Source organism: Pseudoxanthomonas daejeonensis, assembly GCF_022637495.1.
GTDB classification, from domain to species: Bacteria; Pseudomonadota; Gammaproteobacteria; order Xanthomonadales; family Xanthomonadaceae; genus Pseudoxanthomonas; species Pseudoxanthomonas daejeonensis.
In genome coordinates this window covers 13,137-30,248 of the sequence record NZ_CP093331.1, presented here as the reverse complement: position 1 = coordinate 30,248, position 17,112 = coordinate 13,137, and the positions used below count along the sequence as shown (strand labels likewise).

The 17,112-nt window shown below is 69.8% G+C and carries 10 protein-coding genes; 8 read left to right on the top strand and 2 right to left on the bottom strand.

Translation table 11 applies throughout. The annotated features are described in order from the left end of the window. The first annotated feature begins 255 nt into the window (after window positions 1-255). From thrA to MNQ95_RS00110, 5 genes are all read left to right on the top strand, one after another. Complete coding sequence (thrA, locus tag MNQ95_RS00130; RefSeq protein WP_241953444.1) at window positions 256-2,778, top strand: bifunctional aspartate kinase/homoserine dehydrogenase I; 2,523 nt, start codon at window positions 256-258, stop codon at window positions 2,776-2,778. Beyond that, window positions 2,775-3,710, top strand: coding sequence for a homoserine kinase (locus MNQ95_RS00125; protein WP_162410875.1), 936 nt, complete (start codon window positions 2,775-2,777; stop codon window positions 3,708-3,710). Before thrA ends, MNQ95_RS00125 begins: the two co-directional genes overlap by 4 nt. Before the next feature lie 25 nt (window positions 3,711-3,735). Continuing rightward, complete coding sequence (gene thrC / locus MNQ95_RS00120) at window positions 3,736-5,025, top strand: threonine synthase (protein WP_241953443.1); 1,290 nt, start codon at window positions 3,736-3,738, stop codon at window positions 5,023-5,025. A 182-nt stretch (window positions 5,026-5,207) separates the two neighbouring features. Continuing rightward, complete coding sequence (locus MNQ95_RS00115) at window positions 5,208-6,293, top strand: L,D-transpeptidase (RefSeq protein WP_425605685.1); 1,086 nt, start codon at window positions 5,208-5,210, stop codon at window positions 6,291-6,293. Between the two features lie 64 nt (window positions 6,294-6,357). After that, window positions 6,358-7,158, top strand: coding sequence for a murein L,D-transpeptidase catalytic domain family protein (locus MNQ95_RS00110; RefSeq protein WP_425605684.1), 801 nt, complete (start codon window positions 6,358-6,360; stop codon window positions 7,156-7,158). 15 nt (window positions 7,159-7,173) lie between these two features. Here the strand turns inward: MNQ95_RS00110 and MNQ95_RS00105 are convergent, their stop codons facing one another. Then, window positions 7,174-8,499, bottom strand: coding sequence for a serine hydrolase domain-containing protein (locus MNQ95_RS00105; protein ID WP_241953442.1), 1,326 nt, complete (start codon window positions 8,497-8,499; stop codon window positions 7,174-7,176). Window positions 8,500-8,640: 141 nt separating this feature from the next. Continuing rightward, entirely contained in the window at window positions 8,641-10,044 is a 1,404-nt protein-coding gene (locus MNQ95_RS00100; RefSeq protein WP_241953441.1) for a GntP family permease, read from the bottom strand. Window positions 10,045-10,213: 169 nt separating this feature from the next. On the opposite strand from MNQ95_RS00100, the gene MNQ95_RS00095 reads away from it, so the two are divergent. The 3 genes from MNQ95_RS00095 to MNQ95_RS00085 all read left to right on the top strand — a co-directional run bounded on the left by MNQ95_RS00095 (window position 10,214) and on the right by MNQ95_RS00085 (window position 17,076). Then, on the top strand, window positions 10,214-12,424 hold the full coding sequence (locus tag MNQ95_RS00095) for a TonB-dependent receptor (protein ID WP_241953440.1): 2,211 nt from the start codon (window positions 10,214-10,216) through the stop codon (window positions 12,422-12,424). A 120-nt stretch (window positions 12,425-12,544) separates the two neighbouring features. Continuing rightward, the gene (locus MNQ95_RS00090) at window positions 12,545-15,913 is read left to right on the top strand and encodes a hybrid sensor histidine kinase/response regulator (RefSeq protein WP_241953439.1); all 3,369 of its coding nucleotides are present in this window, start codon (window positions 12,545-12,547) and stop codon (window positions 15,911-15,913) included. Between the two features lie 674 nt (window positions 15,914-16,587). Next, window positions 16,588-17,076 carry an NUDIX hydrolase gene (locus tag MNQ95_RS00085; RefSeq protein WP_162410881.1) on the top strand — a complete coding sequence of 163 codons (489 nt, stop codon included), beginning with the start codon at window positions 16,588-16,590 and terminating at the stop codon, window positions 17,074-17,076. Window positions 17,077-17,112 lie beyond the last annotated feature (36 nt).

The following is a 17,112-nucleotide window of genomic DNA, read 5'->3' as shown; positions in this document are numbered from 1 at the left end:
AGCCCCCCGTGCGGTCGTGTCTCTTGGGGCCATGTCGAAGATGAATGCCAGCGCCCGCCGCCTTCTGCCCACCGGGCGGACGCAGGCTTGCGCGGCCTCCCTCGGCATTACCACCATTACCGCCACCGGCATTACCCGCCCGGTGCGGTCCGTCGTCTTCGTGTAACCCGCGAAACCACGGCCCCGCACCTGGATCAGGTAGCGGGGCGACCCGCTACCGGATGCGCGCGGGGCCTCCCATTCCAGAGGTCCTTCATGTCGTCGCACGCCGCAGAAGCACACGTCCTTCCCAACGCCGCCGCATCGGCGCGTACCGTCGTGCACAAGTTCGGCGGCACGTCCGTCGCCGACGCCGACCGCTACCGCCATGTCGCCAGGTTGCTGCTGGCCCGCGACGAGGACGTGCAGGTCACCGTCGTCTCGGCGATGAAGGGCGTGACCGACGCGCTGATCGACCTGGCCCGGCAGGCCGCGGCCTCGCCGGTGGGCCAGGCCACGCCCGAGTGGCGCGAGCGCTGGCACGAGCTGCGTGCGCGCCATCGCGGCGCGGCCGTGGCGCTGCTGGGCGAACATGCCGGCACCGCGGTCGAGTGGCTGGACCAGCGTTTCGACGAACTGGCGCAGATACTCGAGGCGCTGAGCGTGATCGGCGGCCTGCCCGACGAGGTGCTGCAAAGGGTGCAGGGGCAGGGCGAGGTGTACTCGGCCAAGCTGCTCGGCGAGCACATGCGCGCGCTGGGCGAGGACTGCGCGGTGCTGGATGCCCGCGACGTGCTGGTGGTCAGCCACGGCGAACTGGGCGTGGACGTGGACTGGGACCTCAGCGCGCAGCGGCTGGCGCGCTGGCGCCAGCTCAATCCGCAGGCGCGGGTGGTGGTGACCGGCTTCGTCGCCCGCGACGCGCAGGACCGGATCACCACGCTTGGCCGCAACGGCAGCGACTATTCCGGGGCGATCTTCGCCGCGCTGTTCGATGCCCACGAACTGCACATCTGGACCGACGTGGACGGCGTGCTGTCGGCCGATCCGCGGGTGGTGCCCGAAGCCGTGCAACTGGAGTCGCTCAGTTACGACGAGGCCTGCGAGCTCGCCTATTTCGGTGCCAAGGTCGTGCATCCGCAGACCATGTCGCCGGCGATCGAGCGCGGCCTGCCGATCATCATCCGCAACACCTTCCAGCCCGACCACCCGGGTACCCGGATCACCGCCGAGCGCGATTTCAGCGGCCCGGTGAAAGGCCTTACCTTGAGTCCGAACCTGGCGCTGGTGAACCTGGAGGGCACGGGGCTGATCGGCGTCCCGGGCACCGCCGAGCGCGTGTTCGCTTCACTGCGCAATGCGAAGGTCTCGGTGGTGATGATCTCGCAGGGATCCTCCGAGCACTCGATCTGCTGCGTGGTCAAGCAGGAGGATGCCGACCGCGCGCAGGCCTCGCTGGTGAATGCGTTCGCCCACGAGCTGACCGTCGGCCAGGTGCAGCGCGTGCAGCAGGTCCCGGGCATCAGCGTGCTGGCCGCGGTCGGCGACGGCATGGCCGGGCAGCCGGGCGTGGCGGCGCGGCTGTTCGAATCGCTGGGCCGCGCGCAGGTGAACATCCGCGCCATCGCCCAGGGTTCCTCGGAGCGCAACATTTCCGTGGCGATCGATACCGACCACGCCACCCGTGCGCTGCGCGCCGCGCACGCCGGCTTCTACCTGTCGCCGCAGACCTTCGCCGTAGGCGTGATCGGTCCTGGCAACGTGGGCGCGACCCTGCTCGACCAGCTGCTGGCCGCGCGTGGCGGCCTGCTGGAAAGGACCCACCTGGACCTGCGCCTGCGCGCGATCGCCTCGCGCGGGCGCCAGCTGCTCGACCCGCGCGGGATCGAGGGCGACTGGCGCAGCCGCTTCAAGGCCGCCGCGGAACCGGCCGACCTGGACCGTTTCACGGCCCACCTGCTCGATTCGCACCTGCCGCACGTGGTGATCGTCGACTGCAGCGCCAGCCCCGAGGTCGCCGACCGCTATCCGCAATGGCTCGCGGCCGGCATCCACGTGGTCACGCCGAACAAGCAGGCCGGCGCGGGCCCGTTGCAGCGCTACGCCGCGATCCGCGAAGCCAGTGCCGCCAGCGGCGCGCGCTTCCGCTACGAGGCCACGGTCGGCGCCGGCCTGCCGGTGATCTCCACCCTGCGCGACCTGCTCGACACCGGTGACGCGGTGACTTCGATCGAAGGCATCTTCTCCGGCACGCTGGCCTGGCTGTTCAACAAGTACGACGGCAGCGTCCCGTTCTCGGAGCTGGTCGCGCAGGCGCGCGCGCTGGGCTACACCGAGCCCGACCCGCGCGACGACCTGTCCGGTACCGACGTGGCGCGAAAGCTGGTGATCCTGGCACGCGAGGCCGGGCGTGGCCTGAGCCTGGAAGACGTACAGGTCGAGAGCCTGGTGCCCGAGTCACTGCGCCAGGCCAGCGTGGAGGATTTCATGGTGCGGCTGCCGGAGGTGGACGCGGCGTTCGCAGCGCGGCTGGCGGCGGCGCAGGCGGGCGGCAAGGTACTGCGCTATGTGGCCAGGCTGGACGCGGAGGGTCGCGCGAGCGTCGGCCTGGTCGAACTTCCGCGCACCCATGCCTTCGCCAACCTGCGCCTGACCGACAACATCGTCCAGTTCACCACGCGTCGTTACTGCGAGAACCCGTTGATCGTGCAGGGCCCGGGCGCAGGTCCTGAAGTCACCGCGGCCGGCGTGTTCGCCGACCTGCTGCGGGTGGCGGCCGGTCGTGGGGCGCGCCTGTGAGCCACGGCGCGCCACAGCGACAGGCGACCGCGTTCTCGCCGGCGTCGGTCGGCAATGTCGCGGTCGGTTTCGACATCCTCGGCCATCCGCTCGCCGGTGTGGGCGACACGGTCACCGCGCGTCGCATCGATGGCGGGGAGATCCGCATCGCCGCGATCCGCGGCGCACCATTCCCGCTGCCGCTGGAAGCCGCGCGCAATACCGCCGGCGCGGCGCTGCTGGCGATGCGCGAAGCGCTGGCGTTGCCGTTCGGCTTCGAGATCGAGATCGACAAGGGCATCGCGTTGGGCTCGGGCATGGGCGGCTCGGCTGCGTCCTGCGTCGCCGCGCTGGTGGCGGCCAATGCGCTGCTCGACACGCCCTTGCCGCGGCAGGCGCTGTATCCGTTCGCGCTGGCCGGCGAGGCGGTGGCCAGCGGCGGCCGCCATGGCGACAACCTGGGGCCGATGCTGCTGGGCGGACTGGTACTGGCCACGGCCGACCGGCTGGTGCGGATCCCGGTACCGGAGCACTGGCACAGCCTGCTGGTGCACCCGGAGGCGGTACTGGAAACGCGCCGCGCGCGCGAGGCCCTGGCGGGCAGCTACGAACTGAAGGACTTCGTCGAGCAGAGTGCGAACCTGGCGCTGGTCCTGGCGGGGTGCCATGCCGGCGATGCCACGCTGGTGCGCGCCGGCCTGCGCGATGTACTGGTCGAACCGCGGCGCGCGCCATTGATCGCCGGATTCGATGCGGCCAAGGCGGCAGCGCTTGATGCCGGGGCGATGGGCGCGAGCATTTCCGGCGCGGGGCCGAGCGTGTTCGCATGGTTCGAGTCGCGCGAGCGTGCCGAGGCCGCCGCGCCGGCGGTGCAGGCAGCGTTCGCCGCGGCGGGACTGGAGAGCCAGTCCTGGGTGTCGGCGATCGACAGTCCGGGCGCAGTGTTGCGGTAAGAGACCTGATCAGAACCGGAATCCCATGAACTTCATCTCCACCCGCAACACCGCCCCCGCCAGCAACCTCAGCGATGCCATCGCTGCCGGGCTTGCGCCCGACGGCGGGCTTTACGTGCCCGAGAAGCTGCCGGTCGGACGCAACCTCGAAGCCGGCGAAGACCTGGCCGCGACGACGACCGCGCTGCTGGCGCCGTTCTTCGAAAGCGATGCGCTGGCGCCGGACCTGGCCGCGATCTGTCGCGAGGCGTTCGATTTCCCGGTACCACTCAAGCCGCTGGCCACGCCGGGCGACCACGTGCTCGAGCTGTTCCATGGGCCGACCGCGGCGTTCAAGGACATCGGCGCGCGCTTCCTCGCTGCCTGCCTGGCACGCATCCGCCGCGGTGCCGCGCAGCCGCTGACCATCCTGGTGGCGACCTCGGGCGACACCGGTGCCGCAGTGGCCGCGGCCTTCCACGGACAGCCCGGCCTGCGCGTGGTGGTGCTGTACCCGGACGGGCGCGTGTCGCCGCGGCAGGCGCACCAGCTGGGCTGCTTCGGCGGCAATGTCATCGCATTGCGGGTGGCCGGCTCGTTCGACGACTGCCAGGCGCTGGTCAAGCGTGCGCTCAACGACGCGCAGTTGCAGGCGCAGGTGCCGCTCAGCTCGGCCAACAGCATCAGCCTGGGCCGGCTGCTGCCGCAGATGAGTTATTACGCGCACGCCGCATTGGCCCATCGTGGGGCGACGGGGCGCGAGCTGAACTTCGTGATTCCGACCGGAAACCTCGGCAATGCGATGGCCGCGATCCTGGCCCGCGCGCAGGGCGTGCCGGTCGGCCGGATCGTACTGGCGACCAATGCCAATGCGGTCCTGCCGGAGTACTTCGCCGGCGCCGACTATGCGCCGCGCGCCAGCGTGGCCACGCTGGCCAACGCGATGGACGTGGGCGCGCCGAGCAATTTCGAGCGCCTGCGCTGGCTCTATGCCGGCGACGATGCCGCGTTGCGTGCGGCGTTCACCGCCATTGCGGTCGACGACGACACCATCCGCGCCACGATCAGGGCGCGCTGGGAGCGGCATGGCGAGGTGTTCTGCCCGCATACCGCCACCGCGGTGTACGTGCTGGAAGCCTTGCGCGCCGACGGGGTCGATGGCGACTGGGCGGTGGCGGCGACCGCGCATCCGGCCAAGTTCGAGTCGGTGGTCGAGCCGCTGGTCGGCCATGCGGTCGCGGTACCTCCGGCGCTGGCCGACCTGCTGGCCCGGCCCGCCCACGCCGAACCGGTGCCCCCGGACTACGCCGCGTTGCAGGCTCGGCTGCTGGCTTGAGCCGCCGAGGCCGGGCTGGAAGGTGGGTCCGGCCCTTCAAGTGCGCGTCCCGCCAGAAAACCGGCGACAGTCCATGGTCCCATGGCCGCCGCGCAGTCGCCTGCACTAGGATCGCCCCAGCGACGCCGCCCGCGCACAAGCATCGTGCCGTTCGCGGGGCGGCCAGTACCGGGAGCGTGCGCATGGCGGCAGGCAGGTTCGAATCGTTCCGCACGGGTGGTCCGCTACGTGTGCTCGCACTGCTGATGATGCTCGCCGCGGCCGGCGCCCTCGCCCAGGACACGCCGCGCGGGCCGCTCGAGCTCAAGCCCGGCGAATTCCTCTGGCATCCGGAGATTGCGCCCTCCGGTCCGGTGGTGCTGGTGGTCAGCCTCGACGAGCAGCGCGCCTACGTCTACCGCAACGGCATTGCCATCGGCGTGTCCACGATCAGTTCGGGCAAGCCCGGCAAGGACACGCCGACCGGCGTGTTCACGATCCTGCAGAAAAACAAGGACCACAAGTCCAACCTCTACAACAACGCGCCGATGCCCTACATGCAGCGGCTGACCTGGGACGGGATCGCGTTGCACGGCGGCGCTTTGCCGGGCTATCCGGCCTCGCACGGGTGCGTGCGCCTGCCGCATCCGTTCGCGCAGAAGCTGTTCGGCATCACCCGCAACGGCGACACCGTGGTGGTGTCCGACGCGCGCGCCGCGCCGACCACGCTGGTCTATCCGGCGGTGCTGGCGCCGGTATCGGCCACGGGACTGCCGCTGTCGGCGCCGGAGGCCGGGGGCGAGGGCTACCGCTGGGACGACGCGGTGGCCCCGGCCGGGCAGGTGGGCATCGTGGTCAGCCTGGCCGACAAGCGGATCTACGTGCTGCGCAGTGGCGTGCCGATCGGCGAGGCGCCGCTGGAACTGCTCTCGCCGGAGCTGGCCTTCCACGGCACGACGCTGTTCGTGATGGGCGAGGGGGCCGGCGCCGATGCCAGCGTGCTCGACCCGAGCCGGCCCGGTCATCGCTGGACGGCCTATCCGATCCTGCAGGACACACGCCCGGGCGCCCCCGGGGCAGACGTCCCGGCGGGCGCGCTGCCCCTGGACCTGCTTGCGCGCCCGAGCCTGCCGGTCCGCCTGCCGCCGGATTTCGGCCGCCGCCTGTACGATGTGCTGGTCCCGGGCACGACCTTGCTGATCACCGACCTGCCGGCGATGCGCCCGCTGGATGCTGAACAGCAATCCCAGCCGGTCTTGGAATCGGACGCCGAGGGCCCAGACTCCTGAGTATGGTCGGGCAGATGCCGGACCGCTGCCTGCCCCTTTCGAAGTGCGTCGAATGAAGCCTTCCATGTTCTCCGCCGCCCGCTGGCTGGCCTTGGCGCCGCTGCTGGTGCCCATCGCCGGCAATCCCTCGAGCAACCGCTCGCTGTTGCCGCCGCCGGCCATGCCGGTGGCGGTGCCGTCGATCGACGCGCTGCCCGGTGGCGAGCTTGCCGTGCAACTGGCCCACGCCGCGCCGGCGGCGAGCCGCGAGGTCCTGCAGCTGGCGGCACGCGCGATGTCCTGCGCGCTGCGCCATCCCGAATTCGGCATCGATCCGCTGAGGCTGGGGGTGATCGACTATTCGCGCCCGTCCACCGAACCGCGGCTCTGGGTATTCGACCTGGCACGGCAGAAGCTGCTGTTCGAGGAGTGGGTCGCGCACGGCCGCAACAGCGGCGAGAACCTGACCGCTCGCTTCTCCAACCGGGACGGCAGCTTCATGACCAGCCTGGGCGGGTTCACCGCCCAGGAAACCTACGTGGGCGGCAACGGCTACTCGCTGCGGCTGCGCGGCCTGGAGCCGGGCTTCAACGACCGCGCGCGCGACCGCGCCATCGTCATCCACGGGGCGCCCTACGTGAATCCGGCCGCGGCCAGGTTGCAGGGCCGCCTCGGCCGCAGCCTGGGTTGCCCGGCGGTGCGTCCGGCGGTGGCGCGACAGCTGATCGACTCGATCCGCGATGGCACCTTCGTCTTCGCCTACTACCCCGACCAGGACTGGCTGCAGCGTTCGCGGCTGCTCAGCGGCGATTGCGGCAGCACGACCTCACCGGCGCTGGCCAAGGCCCCGATGCCGGCTGCGATATCGGCGCGCGGCGCGCATTGAGCGCGGCTTCCGCGATCACTTCGCCATCAGATGCTTCGCTACCGCTTCGAATGCCGGCAGGGTGGTCGGATCGATCAACGGATTCTGCGGTTTCGGGAACGAGGCGAAGCGCACGATGACCATGCGTGCGGCCGGATCGACGTAGATGGTCTGGCCATGCACGCCGCGGGCGGCGAACACTCCGTGGTCACCCGGGTACACCCACCACATGCTGGTGTAGCTGCCGCCGCGTAGCGCAGGGTAGGCATCGCCGAACTTGGCCGGGTCGCCGCCGCGACGGATGCTGCGCGTGACCTCGGCCGGGAACAGCCGCCGGCCATCGATGACGCCTTCGTCGAGCAGCAGTTGCCCCAGCCTTCCCAGGTCGCGCAAGCCAGCGCTGAGGCCGCCGCCGGCAAACGGCACGCCCTTGCCGTCGACCTGGATGTATGCGTCCTGCTCGGCACCCATCGGCCGCCACAGGCGCTCGGACGCCAGCTCGGTGACCGCCTTGCCGGTTACGCGCGAGACGATCCAGCCGAGCATGTCGGCGTTGACCGTCTTGTAATGGAATGCCTCGCCATGGCGGCCCTCCGGCCTCACCTGCTGCAGGTATTCGAAGTAGCCGACCGGCCCGGTGTAGCTTTCCGGCTTGGGCAGCGGGCTGGCGGCGGCCGAATAGACCCAGATGTCGGCGTTCGGGTCGGCATAGTCCTCCGAGTAGTGGAGGCCGGTGGTCATGTCCATGACCTGGCGGACGGTGGCGTCGGCGAAGGCGCTGCCCCGGATCTCGGGAACGATGCTGGAGACCAGCGCGGTGTCGTCGAGGCTGCCTTCCGCGACGAGGATCTCCGCCAGCAGCCCGGTGAGGGACTTGGTCATCGACATCGCGGCGTGTTTCCCGTCCTCGGCCAGGCAACCGAAGTAGCGTTCGTAGACGACCTGGCCGTCGTGCAGGATCAAGATGCCGTCGGTGTAGTTGGCCTCGAGCGATTCGGCCCAGGTCATGGGTGCGCCGCCACCGAGCGGGGTGAAATGCAGGGCGTCGATGCTGGCGCGCTCGCGTTCGGGATCAGGCAGGTAGCGCAGGGGGGCCGGCGCGCCAAGGCCGCGGCTGATCTCTTCGGTGGGCAGCAGTTCGCGCATGTGGCAGACCGACCAGCGCAGCTTGGGGAAACTGAAATAGTTCGAATCGGGCTGGGTGATGATCCGGTCGGCAGGTGGCGGAAAGCCCTCCATCCAGCCCATCACCCTGGGATCGGACTCGCGCGCGGAAAGCGTGGCGTGGTCGGCCGGGGACGCAGGAACGGCAATGGCCATGCCGGCGGCAAGGCCGGCCAGTTGGAGTGTGAAGGTCCGCATCGGTGAGTCCTCGCGTCGCCGGGGACGACTGCCTGGACGATGCCGCACAGGCATGGATTGCGATGGTGCCCTGTCGTCGGTGCGCAGACCGTACACCCGCCGGTGGCGGGTGCCGTGAAGGCGTCGACGGTGCGCTTGCGCTTACACCCAGCCGGTCGCGTAGAACACCGCGATGATGAAGAACACCGCCAGCGTCTTGATGATGGTGATGGCGAAGATGTCCTTGTAGGACTGGCGGTGGGTCAGGCCGGTCACCGCGAGCAGGGTGATCACCGCGCCGTTGTGCGGCAGGGTGTCCATGCCGCCGGAAGCCATCGACGCCACGCGGTGCAGCACGTCCATCGGGATGCCGTAGGCCTGCGCGTTGGCGATGAAAGTGTCGCCCATCGCCGCCAGCGCGATGCTCAGGCCGCCCGAGGCCGAACCGGTGATGCCGGCCAGCACGGTGATCGACACGGCCTGGTTGACCAGCGGGTTGGGGATCGCGCCGAGCGCGTCGGCCACCACCAGGAAACCGGGCAGGGCGGCGATGACCGCGCCAAAACCATATTCGGAGGCGGTGTTCATCGAAGCCAGCATCGCGCCGTTCACCGCTGTCTTGGTGCCCTCGGCGAAGCTGGCCGCGATCGGCTTCCAGGCAAAGGCCAGCACCGTGAGGATGCCGACCAGCAGCGCGCCCTGGACCGCCCAGATCGCCGCGATCTTGGCTACTTCCTGCACGACCGGCGCCGGGGTGCCGATTACCGAGGGCACGAATTCGTGCGAAGTGCCGTACCACTGCGGAATCCAGCGGGTGAGCAGGAAATTGGCCACGCCGACCAGCAGCAGCGGCAGCACGGCGATGAAGGGATGGGCGAGGCGGTCGCCGCGGAACGGCTCCGGTTCGTTGCGCAGCTCCACGCCGCTGGCATAGCCATCGCCGTTGCGCACGGCCACGCGCCGGCGCCATTCCAGGTAGACCATGCCCAGGACCAGGATGAACACGCCGCCGAGCGTGCCCAGCACCGGCGCCGCCCAGGCGGTGGTGCCGAAGAACGCGGTCGGGATGATGTTCTGGATCTGCGGCGTTCCCGGCAGCGCGTCCATGGTGAAGGTGAACGCACCCAGCGCGATCGTGCCCGGGATGAGGCGCTTGGGGATGTCGTTCTGGCGGAACAGTTCGGCCGCGAACGGGTACACCGCGAACACCACCACGAACAGCGACACGCCGCCGTAGGTGAGCAGCGCACAGACCAGGACGATCGACAGCATCGCCCGCTGCGCGCCGACCAGCTTGATCGTCGCGGCCACGATCGACTTGGAGAAGCCCGACATCTCGATCAGCTTGCCGAACACCGCGCCCAGCAGGAACACGGGGAAGTACAGCTTCAGGAAGCCGACCATCTTCTCCATGAACAGGCCGGTGAACATCGGCGCGACCAGCGACGGATCGGTGAGCAGCACCGCGCCCATCGCCGCGATGGGGGCGAACAGGATCACGCTGTAGCCGCGGTAGGCGACCACCATCAGGAACGCCAGCGCCGCCAGCACGATCAACAACGACATCGCCCACCCCGCCCGCCTCCCATGGCGGATGCGGGGCAGTATCCGCAGCGGCCCGGGTGCGGCCCACTGTACCAACGGACGATGCCGCTCCCGCGCAGCTTCCCGCAGGATGCGCAGCATCGGCGGCATGTGCCTGCCGGAACATCGTGTACCTGGGAGGAGGGGACTGATGAAGCGCAAATATCTGAGCCTGGCGATCGGTTGCGTGCTGGTGTCGCCGGCACTGCCGGCGTTGTCGCAGGAAACCGCGGAAGCCGTGCAGCCACAGACCCGGGCGGTGCAGCTCGACACCGTGATTGTGACCGCGCGCAAGCGCGAGGAAACCCTGCAGGACGTGCCGGTGGCGGTGACCGCGTTCACCCCCGAGACGCTCGACACGCTCAACATCAAGGACCTCGGCGACCTGGACGCGCAGGTGCCGAACCTGACCATCTACGCTGCACGCGGCTCGACCAGCACGGTCACCGCCTACATCCGCGGCATCGGCCAGGCCGACCCGCTGTGGGGCGTCGACCCCGGCGTGGGCATCTACCTGGACGACGTCTATATCGCCCGTCCGCAGGGCGCCCTGCTGGACGTGTTCGACGTCGAGCGGATCGAAGTGCTGCGCGGGCCGCAGGGCACGCTGTACGGCAAGAACACCATTGGCGGTGCGATCAAGTACGTCTCGCGCGGTCTGCGCGAGGAGACCTCGGGCTTCGCCTCGGTCACCGTGGGCAATTACAGCCAGCTCGACACCAAGGCCGGCATCGGCGGTTCGATCGGCGACGGCGTGCTGCGCGGCCGCATCGCCATGGCCAGCATGAACCGCGACGGCTTCGGCGAGAACCTGAGCAACGGCCAGCCGGTCAGCGACAAGGAGATCAACGCGGTGCGCGCCCAGTTCGGCGCATTCGCCAGCGAAGACTTCGACGTGCAGTTCTCGCTGGACTGGATGGACGACCAGTCCGGCGTGCGTGGCGCCAAGATGCTGGCGGCCAATCCGCTGGCGCCGGCCTACCCGCCGCTGGACGACCGTTACGACATCCGCAGCGGCATGGGCAACGTCAACGACACCACGATGAAGGGTGCCTCGATGGCGGTGAACTGGCGCCTGACCCCGGACTGGGCGCTCAAGTACGTCACCGCGCTGCGCGAGTCCGATACCCACACCATGATCGACTTCGACACCACCCCGCTGAAGCTGGTGGACGTCGAGGCGTACTACAACGACCGCCAGGTCAGCAACGAGCTGCAGGCCAACTTCGATGCCGGCGGCCGCGCCCGCGGCGTGATGGGCCTGTACCACTTCAACGGCGATGCCGGTGGCCAGGTGCTGAACTACTTCTGGAACCCGGCGCTGGCGACCTCGCTGACCAACCCGCTGTTCGGCGACACCCAGGGCTACGTCAACACCAGCAGTATTGCGGTGTATGCCGACTGGACCTTCGACCTGACCGAGCAGCTGAAGCTCGACGTCGGTGCGCGCTACACCGACGAAGACAAGCACGCGGTCGCGTTGAACCGGTTCTACACCACGCCGCAGTACACGACCTCGTGGGGTACGGCCGCCAACTTCGACAAGACGGTCAACTTCCAGAACTTCTCGCCCAAGGCCTCGCTGGACTACCAGTTCACGCCGGAGATCATGGGCTACCTGTCCTTCAGCCGTGGCTTCAAGTCCGGCGGCTACAACATCCGCGCCAACACCACCGCGGTGCCGCGTTCGGGCGAGCCGTTCCAGGACGAGCAGGTCGACAGCTACGAGATCGGCAGCAAGATGTCGTTCCTGGACCAGCGGATGTTCCTGAACCTGGCCTACTTCCACAACACGTACGAGGACATCCAGCTGTCGGTGTTCACCTCGTACACCCTGCCCAACGGCAGCCAGAGCTTCTTCGGCGACTTCACCAACGCCGGCAAGGGCACCGTGCAGGGCGTGGAAGTGGAGTACCAGTTCCTGCCGACCGAGCACTGGCTGATCAGCGGCAACCTGGCCTGGCTGGATGCCGAGTACGACGAGTTCATGAGCGGCGGGGTCAACATCGCCGACACCCAGCACTTCACCAACGCCCCGGAGTTTTCCGGTGCGCTGAACGCCGAGTGGCGCACCGCGCTGGACAATGGCGGCAACCTGTCGGCGCGCCTGACCTACGCCTACCAGAGCGAAGTGTGGCCGACCACCGACCTGAGCCCGGCGATCAAGCAGGACGGCTATGGCCTGGTCAACGCGGGCGTGATCTGGAACGTCAACGACGCCTGGACGCTGTCGCTGCAGGGCACCAACCTGGCCGACGAGGAGTACCGGACCACCGGCTACAACATCGCCGCCTACGGCGTGCTGACCGGCTTCTACGGTCCGCCGCGCCAGTACAGCCTGATGGCGCGTTACGACTTCTGACCGCGGCGTCCCCTCTCCGCGGGAGGGCACGGCGGCGGGCTTCGGCCCGCCGCCGTCGCGTTATGCTTGGGCAGGAGTTTTTTTGACGGGGAAACCGGTGCATTCGGAAGCTGAGGCGCGATGCTGAGCCTGGGGCTGGTGGCCGTGGCCGGACTGGCCTGGCTGGCGCTCATGTTCGGCACCGCCTTGTACGGCGAGCGGCATCCGACCCTGTTCGCGAGGCGCTGGCACCACGTGTACGCGCTGTCGCTGGCCGTGCACTGCACCAGCTGGACGTTCTACGGTACCGTCACCCAGGCCGCGCGATACGGCTGGCCGCTGCCGCCGACCTTCGTCGGCGCGATCCTGTTCTACGCGCTGGCGATGTCCTTCATGATGCGGCTGGTGCGGCTGGCGCGCGAGACCAATGCCACCTCGCTGGCCGACCTGATCGCGACGCGGCTGGGCAAGGACGCGTGGCTTGCCGCCACCGTCACCGCGGTCGCCGCGCTGGGCCTGATCCCGTACATCGCCTTGCAGCTGAAGGCGGTGACGATGAGCTTCGCCACGCTGACCCGCAGCGCGGCCGAAGGCGGCCCTTTCTGGCGCGATGGCGCGCTCTACGTGGCATTGGCCATGGCCCTGTTCGCGATGCTGTTCGGCACGCGCCGGGCCAGCGCGGCCGAACACAACCGCGGCCTGGTGCTGGCGATGGCGTTCGAGTCGCTGTTCAAGCTCGCCGCGATGCTCGCGCTGGGCGCGTTCGTCTGGTTCGGACTGGATCCCCTGCCGGTGACGGAGGTGCCGCCGCCGCCAGTGGCGTCGCCTGCCGGCGGCTTCCTGCCACTGGTCCTGCTCGGCGCGCTGGCGATGTTCATCCTGCCGCACCAGTTCCACGTCGGCGTGGTCGAGTGCCGCGACGAACGCGACGTGCGCACCGCGCGCTGGCTGTTCCCGCTGTACCTGCTGCTGATCGCGTTGCCGACCCTGCCGCTGGCCCACGCCGGTCGCGCCTGGCTGGGCGACGACGTGCCCTCGGACATGTACGCGCTGGCCCTGCCGTTCTCGCAGGGGCACGAGGGCGTGGCGCTGTTTGCTTTCCTCGGTGGACTCAGCGCGGCCACCGGCATGGTCGTGGTCAGCACGCTGACCCTGAGTCTGATGATCGGCAACCACTGGTTCGCGCCGGGCCTGCTGCGCGGCGCATGGGCACGCGGCGACGGTGGCGACCGCCGCGGCGACCTGCTGCGCCTGCGCCGCGCCGGCATCGCCGCGATCATGCTGCTGGCGTGGGCGTACAGCCGCCTGGTTGCGGGCAGCGAGGCGCTGGCCGACGTTGGCGCGCTTTCGTTCTCGGCATTGGCCACGCTGGCGCCGGTGCTGGCCTTCGCGGTGTTCCGGCCACAGACACCGCCGCGCGCGGCGATTCTGGGGGTCATCGCCGCGTTCGCCACCTGGGCGTGGGTGCTGCTCGCGCCGACCCTGGCGGCGGCCGGCGGCCTCGACGCGCAATGGCTCGAACACGGGCCGGCCGGACAGCGCTGGCTCGCGCCGAACGGCCTGTTCGGACTGACCGGCTGGAGTCCGTTGGGTCGCGCGGTGGGCGCCAGTCTGTTCATGGGCACCGCGGTGACCCTGCTGGCGATGGCCTGGCGGCGCGACGCGCCCCGGCGCGCCAGCCGCAACCTGGGCGCCGATGCATTGCGCGATGCCGGCCGCCGCTTCCTGCCCGGCGAAAAGGTAGTGGAGCTGCTGGCGCAGGCGCCGCGCACTGGCCCGGTGCCGGCGGTGATCGAGGCCCAAGTCGAGCGCGAACTGTCGGCGGTGCTGGGTGCCGCCTCCGCGCGCCTGCTGCTGGATGCGGCGCGGCGCGAGAGCGCCGACCTGGAGACGGTGGCGGCGATCGTGGGCGAGGCCTCGCAGGACCTGCGCTTCAACCAGCAGGTGCTGCAGGCGGCTTTGCAGAACATGAGCCAGGGCATCAGCGTGATCGACCGCGAACAGCGGCTGGTCGCCTGGAACCGCCGCTATGCCGAACTGTTCGGCTTCCCGGAGGAACTGCTGCAGGTGGGCCGGCCGATCGCCGACCTGACCCGCTGGTCGCTGCAGCGCATGGACTCCGGGCAGGACGACGAGCGATTCCTGGCGAGGGCGATCGATCGACGCCTGGCCTTCATGCGCAGCGGCAATCCGCACCTGACCGAGCGCGTGTTTCCCGATGGCGGCATCGTCGAGATCCGCGGCAACCCGATGCCCGGTGGCGGCTTCGTGGCCACGTTCACCGATGTCACTGCGTTCCGCGACGCCGAGCAGGGACTGATCCGTGCCAACGAGACGCTCGAACAGCGCGTGGTCGAGCGCACCGCCTTGCTCGAGACCGCCAAGCAGGAAGCCGAGCACGCCAACGACGCCAAGAGCCGCTTCCTGGCCGCCATCGGCCACGACCTCTTGCAGCCGCTGCATGCGGCGCAGCTGTTCGTCGATTCGCTTTCGCAGCAGCTGGCCACGGCGCCGGCGGGTGCGGGCGTACCGCCGCCACGCGAAACCCTGCGCCAGCTCGGCGGCGCGCTGGATTCCACCACCGACCTGCTGACCGGATTGCTCGACATGTCGCGGCTGGAAGCCGGTGGCCTGGTTCCGGCGCCGCGCGCCTTTCCGCTGGACGAGGTGCTGGCGCCGCTGGCCGAACAGTTCCGCGCGCTGGCCGGGGAGCGCGGCCTGCGCTTCCGCTACCGTCCCACCGCGGTCTGGATCCACAGCGATCCGCAGCTGTTGCGGCGGGTGCTGCAGAACTTCCTCGCCAACGCGGTGCGCTACACCGCGAGCGGCCGGATCGTCATCGGCGTGCGGCGGCGGGGCGGGCGCGTTTGCGTCGAAGTGCACGACACCGGCCCCGGCATTCCGGAGGCGGCACGCGAGGCGATCTTCGAGGAGTTCCGTCGTGGCGAGGATGCACCGGGGCAAGGCCTGGGCCTGGGTCTTTCGATCGCCGACCGCATCGCACGCCTGCTGCAGGCGCCCCTGACGCTGCGCAGCCGCGAGGGGCACGGCGCGGTGTTCGCAGTCGCGCTGGAGCGGGTGCTACCGTCCCAGGCGGTGGCCGGGCGTGCGGCTCCGGGTGGCCCGTCGCGTGGATTGGCCGGTCGCAGGATCCTGCTGGTGGACAACGATGCCGATGCGCTCGCAGCGCTCGCGCAGTTGCTGGCGGGGTGGGGATGCGAGGTGGCGACCGCGGCCGACGGCGATGCGGCCGCCATGGCGCTGGCTGCGCGACCGGCCGACCTGTGGCTGTTCGACTACCACCTCGACCATGGCGATACCGGCGTGATGCTGGCCGCGCGCTTGCGCGCCGGCGGCGACGCCACGCCGTGCCTGATCCTCTCGGCCGATGCCAGCGAGGCCACGCGCACGGCGGTGCAGGACGCCGAACTGACCCTGCTGGCCAAGCCGGTCCGGCCGCTGGCGTTGAAGTCGGTGCTCGACCGCATGCTGGCGGCCACGCGCCTGTAGGCGCGGGCATGCCCGCGACACCGGCGCCGCTGGACTGGCGGCGGCGTCCTGATTCCGATGTCCTGGCCGTCAGCACGGGCGAGGCCCTCATGGTTGCGATGTGCACGGTGTCGCGGTCATGCCCGCTCCTACGACAGGCATGGGTCACATGTCGACTGTTGCAGGAGCGGGGTACAGCCCGCGACACCGACGCCGCCGGCACGGGCGACATCATCGTGATTCGGGCGTCCACGGTGTGGCGGTCATGCCCGCTCCTACGACAGGCATGGGTCACATGTCGACTGTTGCAGGAGCGGGGTACAGCCCGCGACATCGACGCCGCCGGCACGGGCGACATCATCGTGATTCGGGCGTCCACGGTGTCGCGGTCATGCGCGCTGCACGACAGGCATGGGTCACATGTCGACTGTTGCAGGAGCGGGGTACAGCCCGCGACACCGACGCCGCCGGCACGGGCGACAGCATCGTGATTCGGGCGTCCACGGTGTCGCGGTCATGCGCGCTCCTACGACAGGTATGGGTCACATGTCGACTGTTGCAGGAGCGGGGTACAGCCCGCGACACCGACACCGACGCCGCCGGCACGGGCGACAGCATCGTGATTCGGGCGTCCACGGTGTCGCGGTCATGCCCGCTCCTACAATGGGCCATCCTGTCGGCTCGTGGAAACGTCCATGCCTTACACCCCCATCGTCGCCACCCTTGGCTACGTGCTGTCGCCCGATCGCAAGCGGGTGCTGATGATCCATCGCAACGCGCGGCCGGGCGACCTGCACCTGGGCAAGTACAACGGCCTGGGCGGCAAGATCGAACGCGACGAGGACGTGGTCGCCTGCATGCGCCGCGAGATCCGCGAGGAAGCCGGGATCGAGTGCGAATCGATGCAGCTGCGCGGCACGATCAGCTGGCCGGGCTTCGGCAAGAACGGCGAGGACTGGCTCGGCTTCATCTTCGTCATCGACGCCTTCAGCGGCACGCCGCTGGAGCGCAACCCGGAGGGCACGCTGGAATGGGTCGAGGCCGACCGGATCCTCGAGCTGCCGCTGTGGGATGGCGACCGGCAGTTTTTGCCGCTGGTCTTCGACGCCGACCCGCGCGCCTTCCACGGGGTGATGCCTTACCGGGATGGCCGGATGCAGTCCTGGAACTGGTCGCGGATCTGACGCCGCCGCGGCGCCGGCGCACGCGTTCGCGGAATG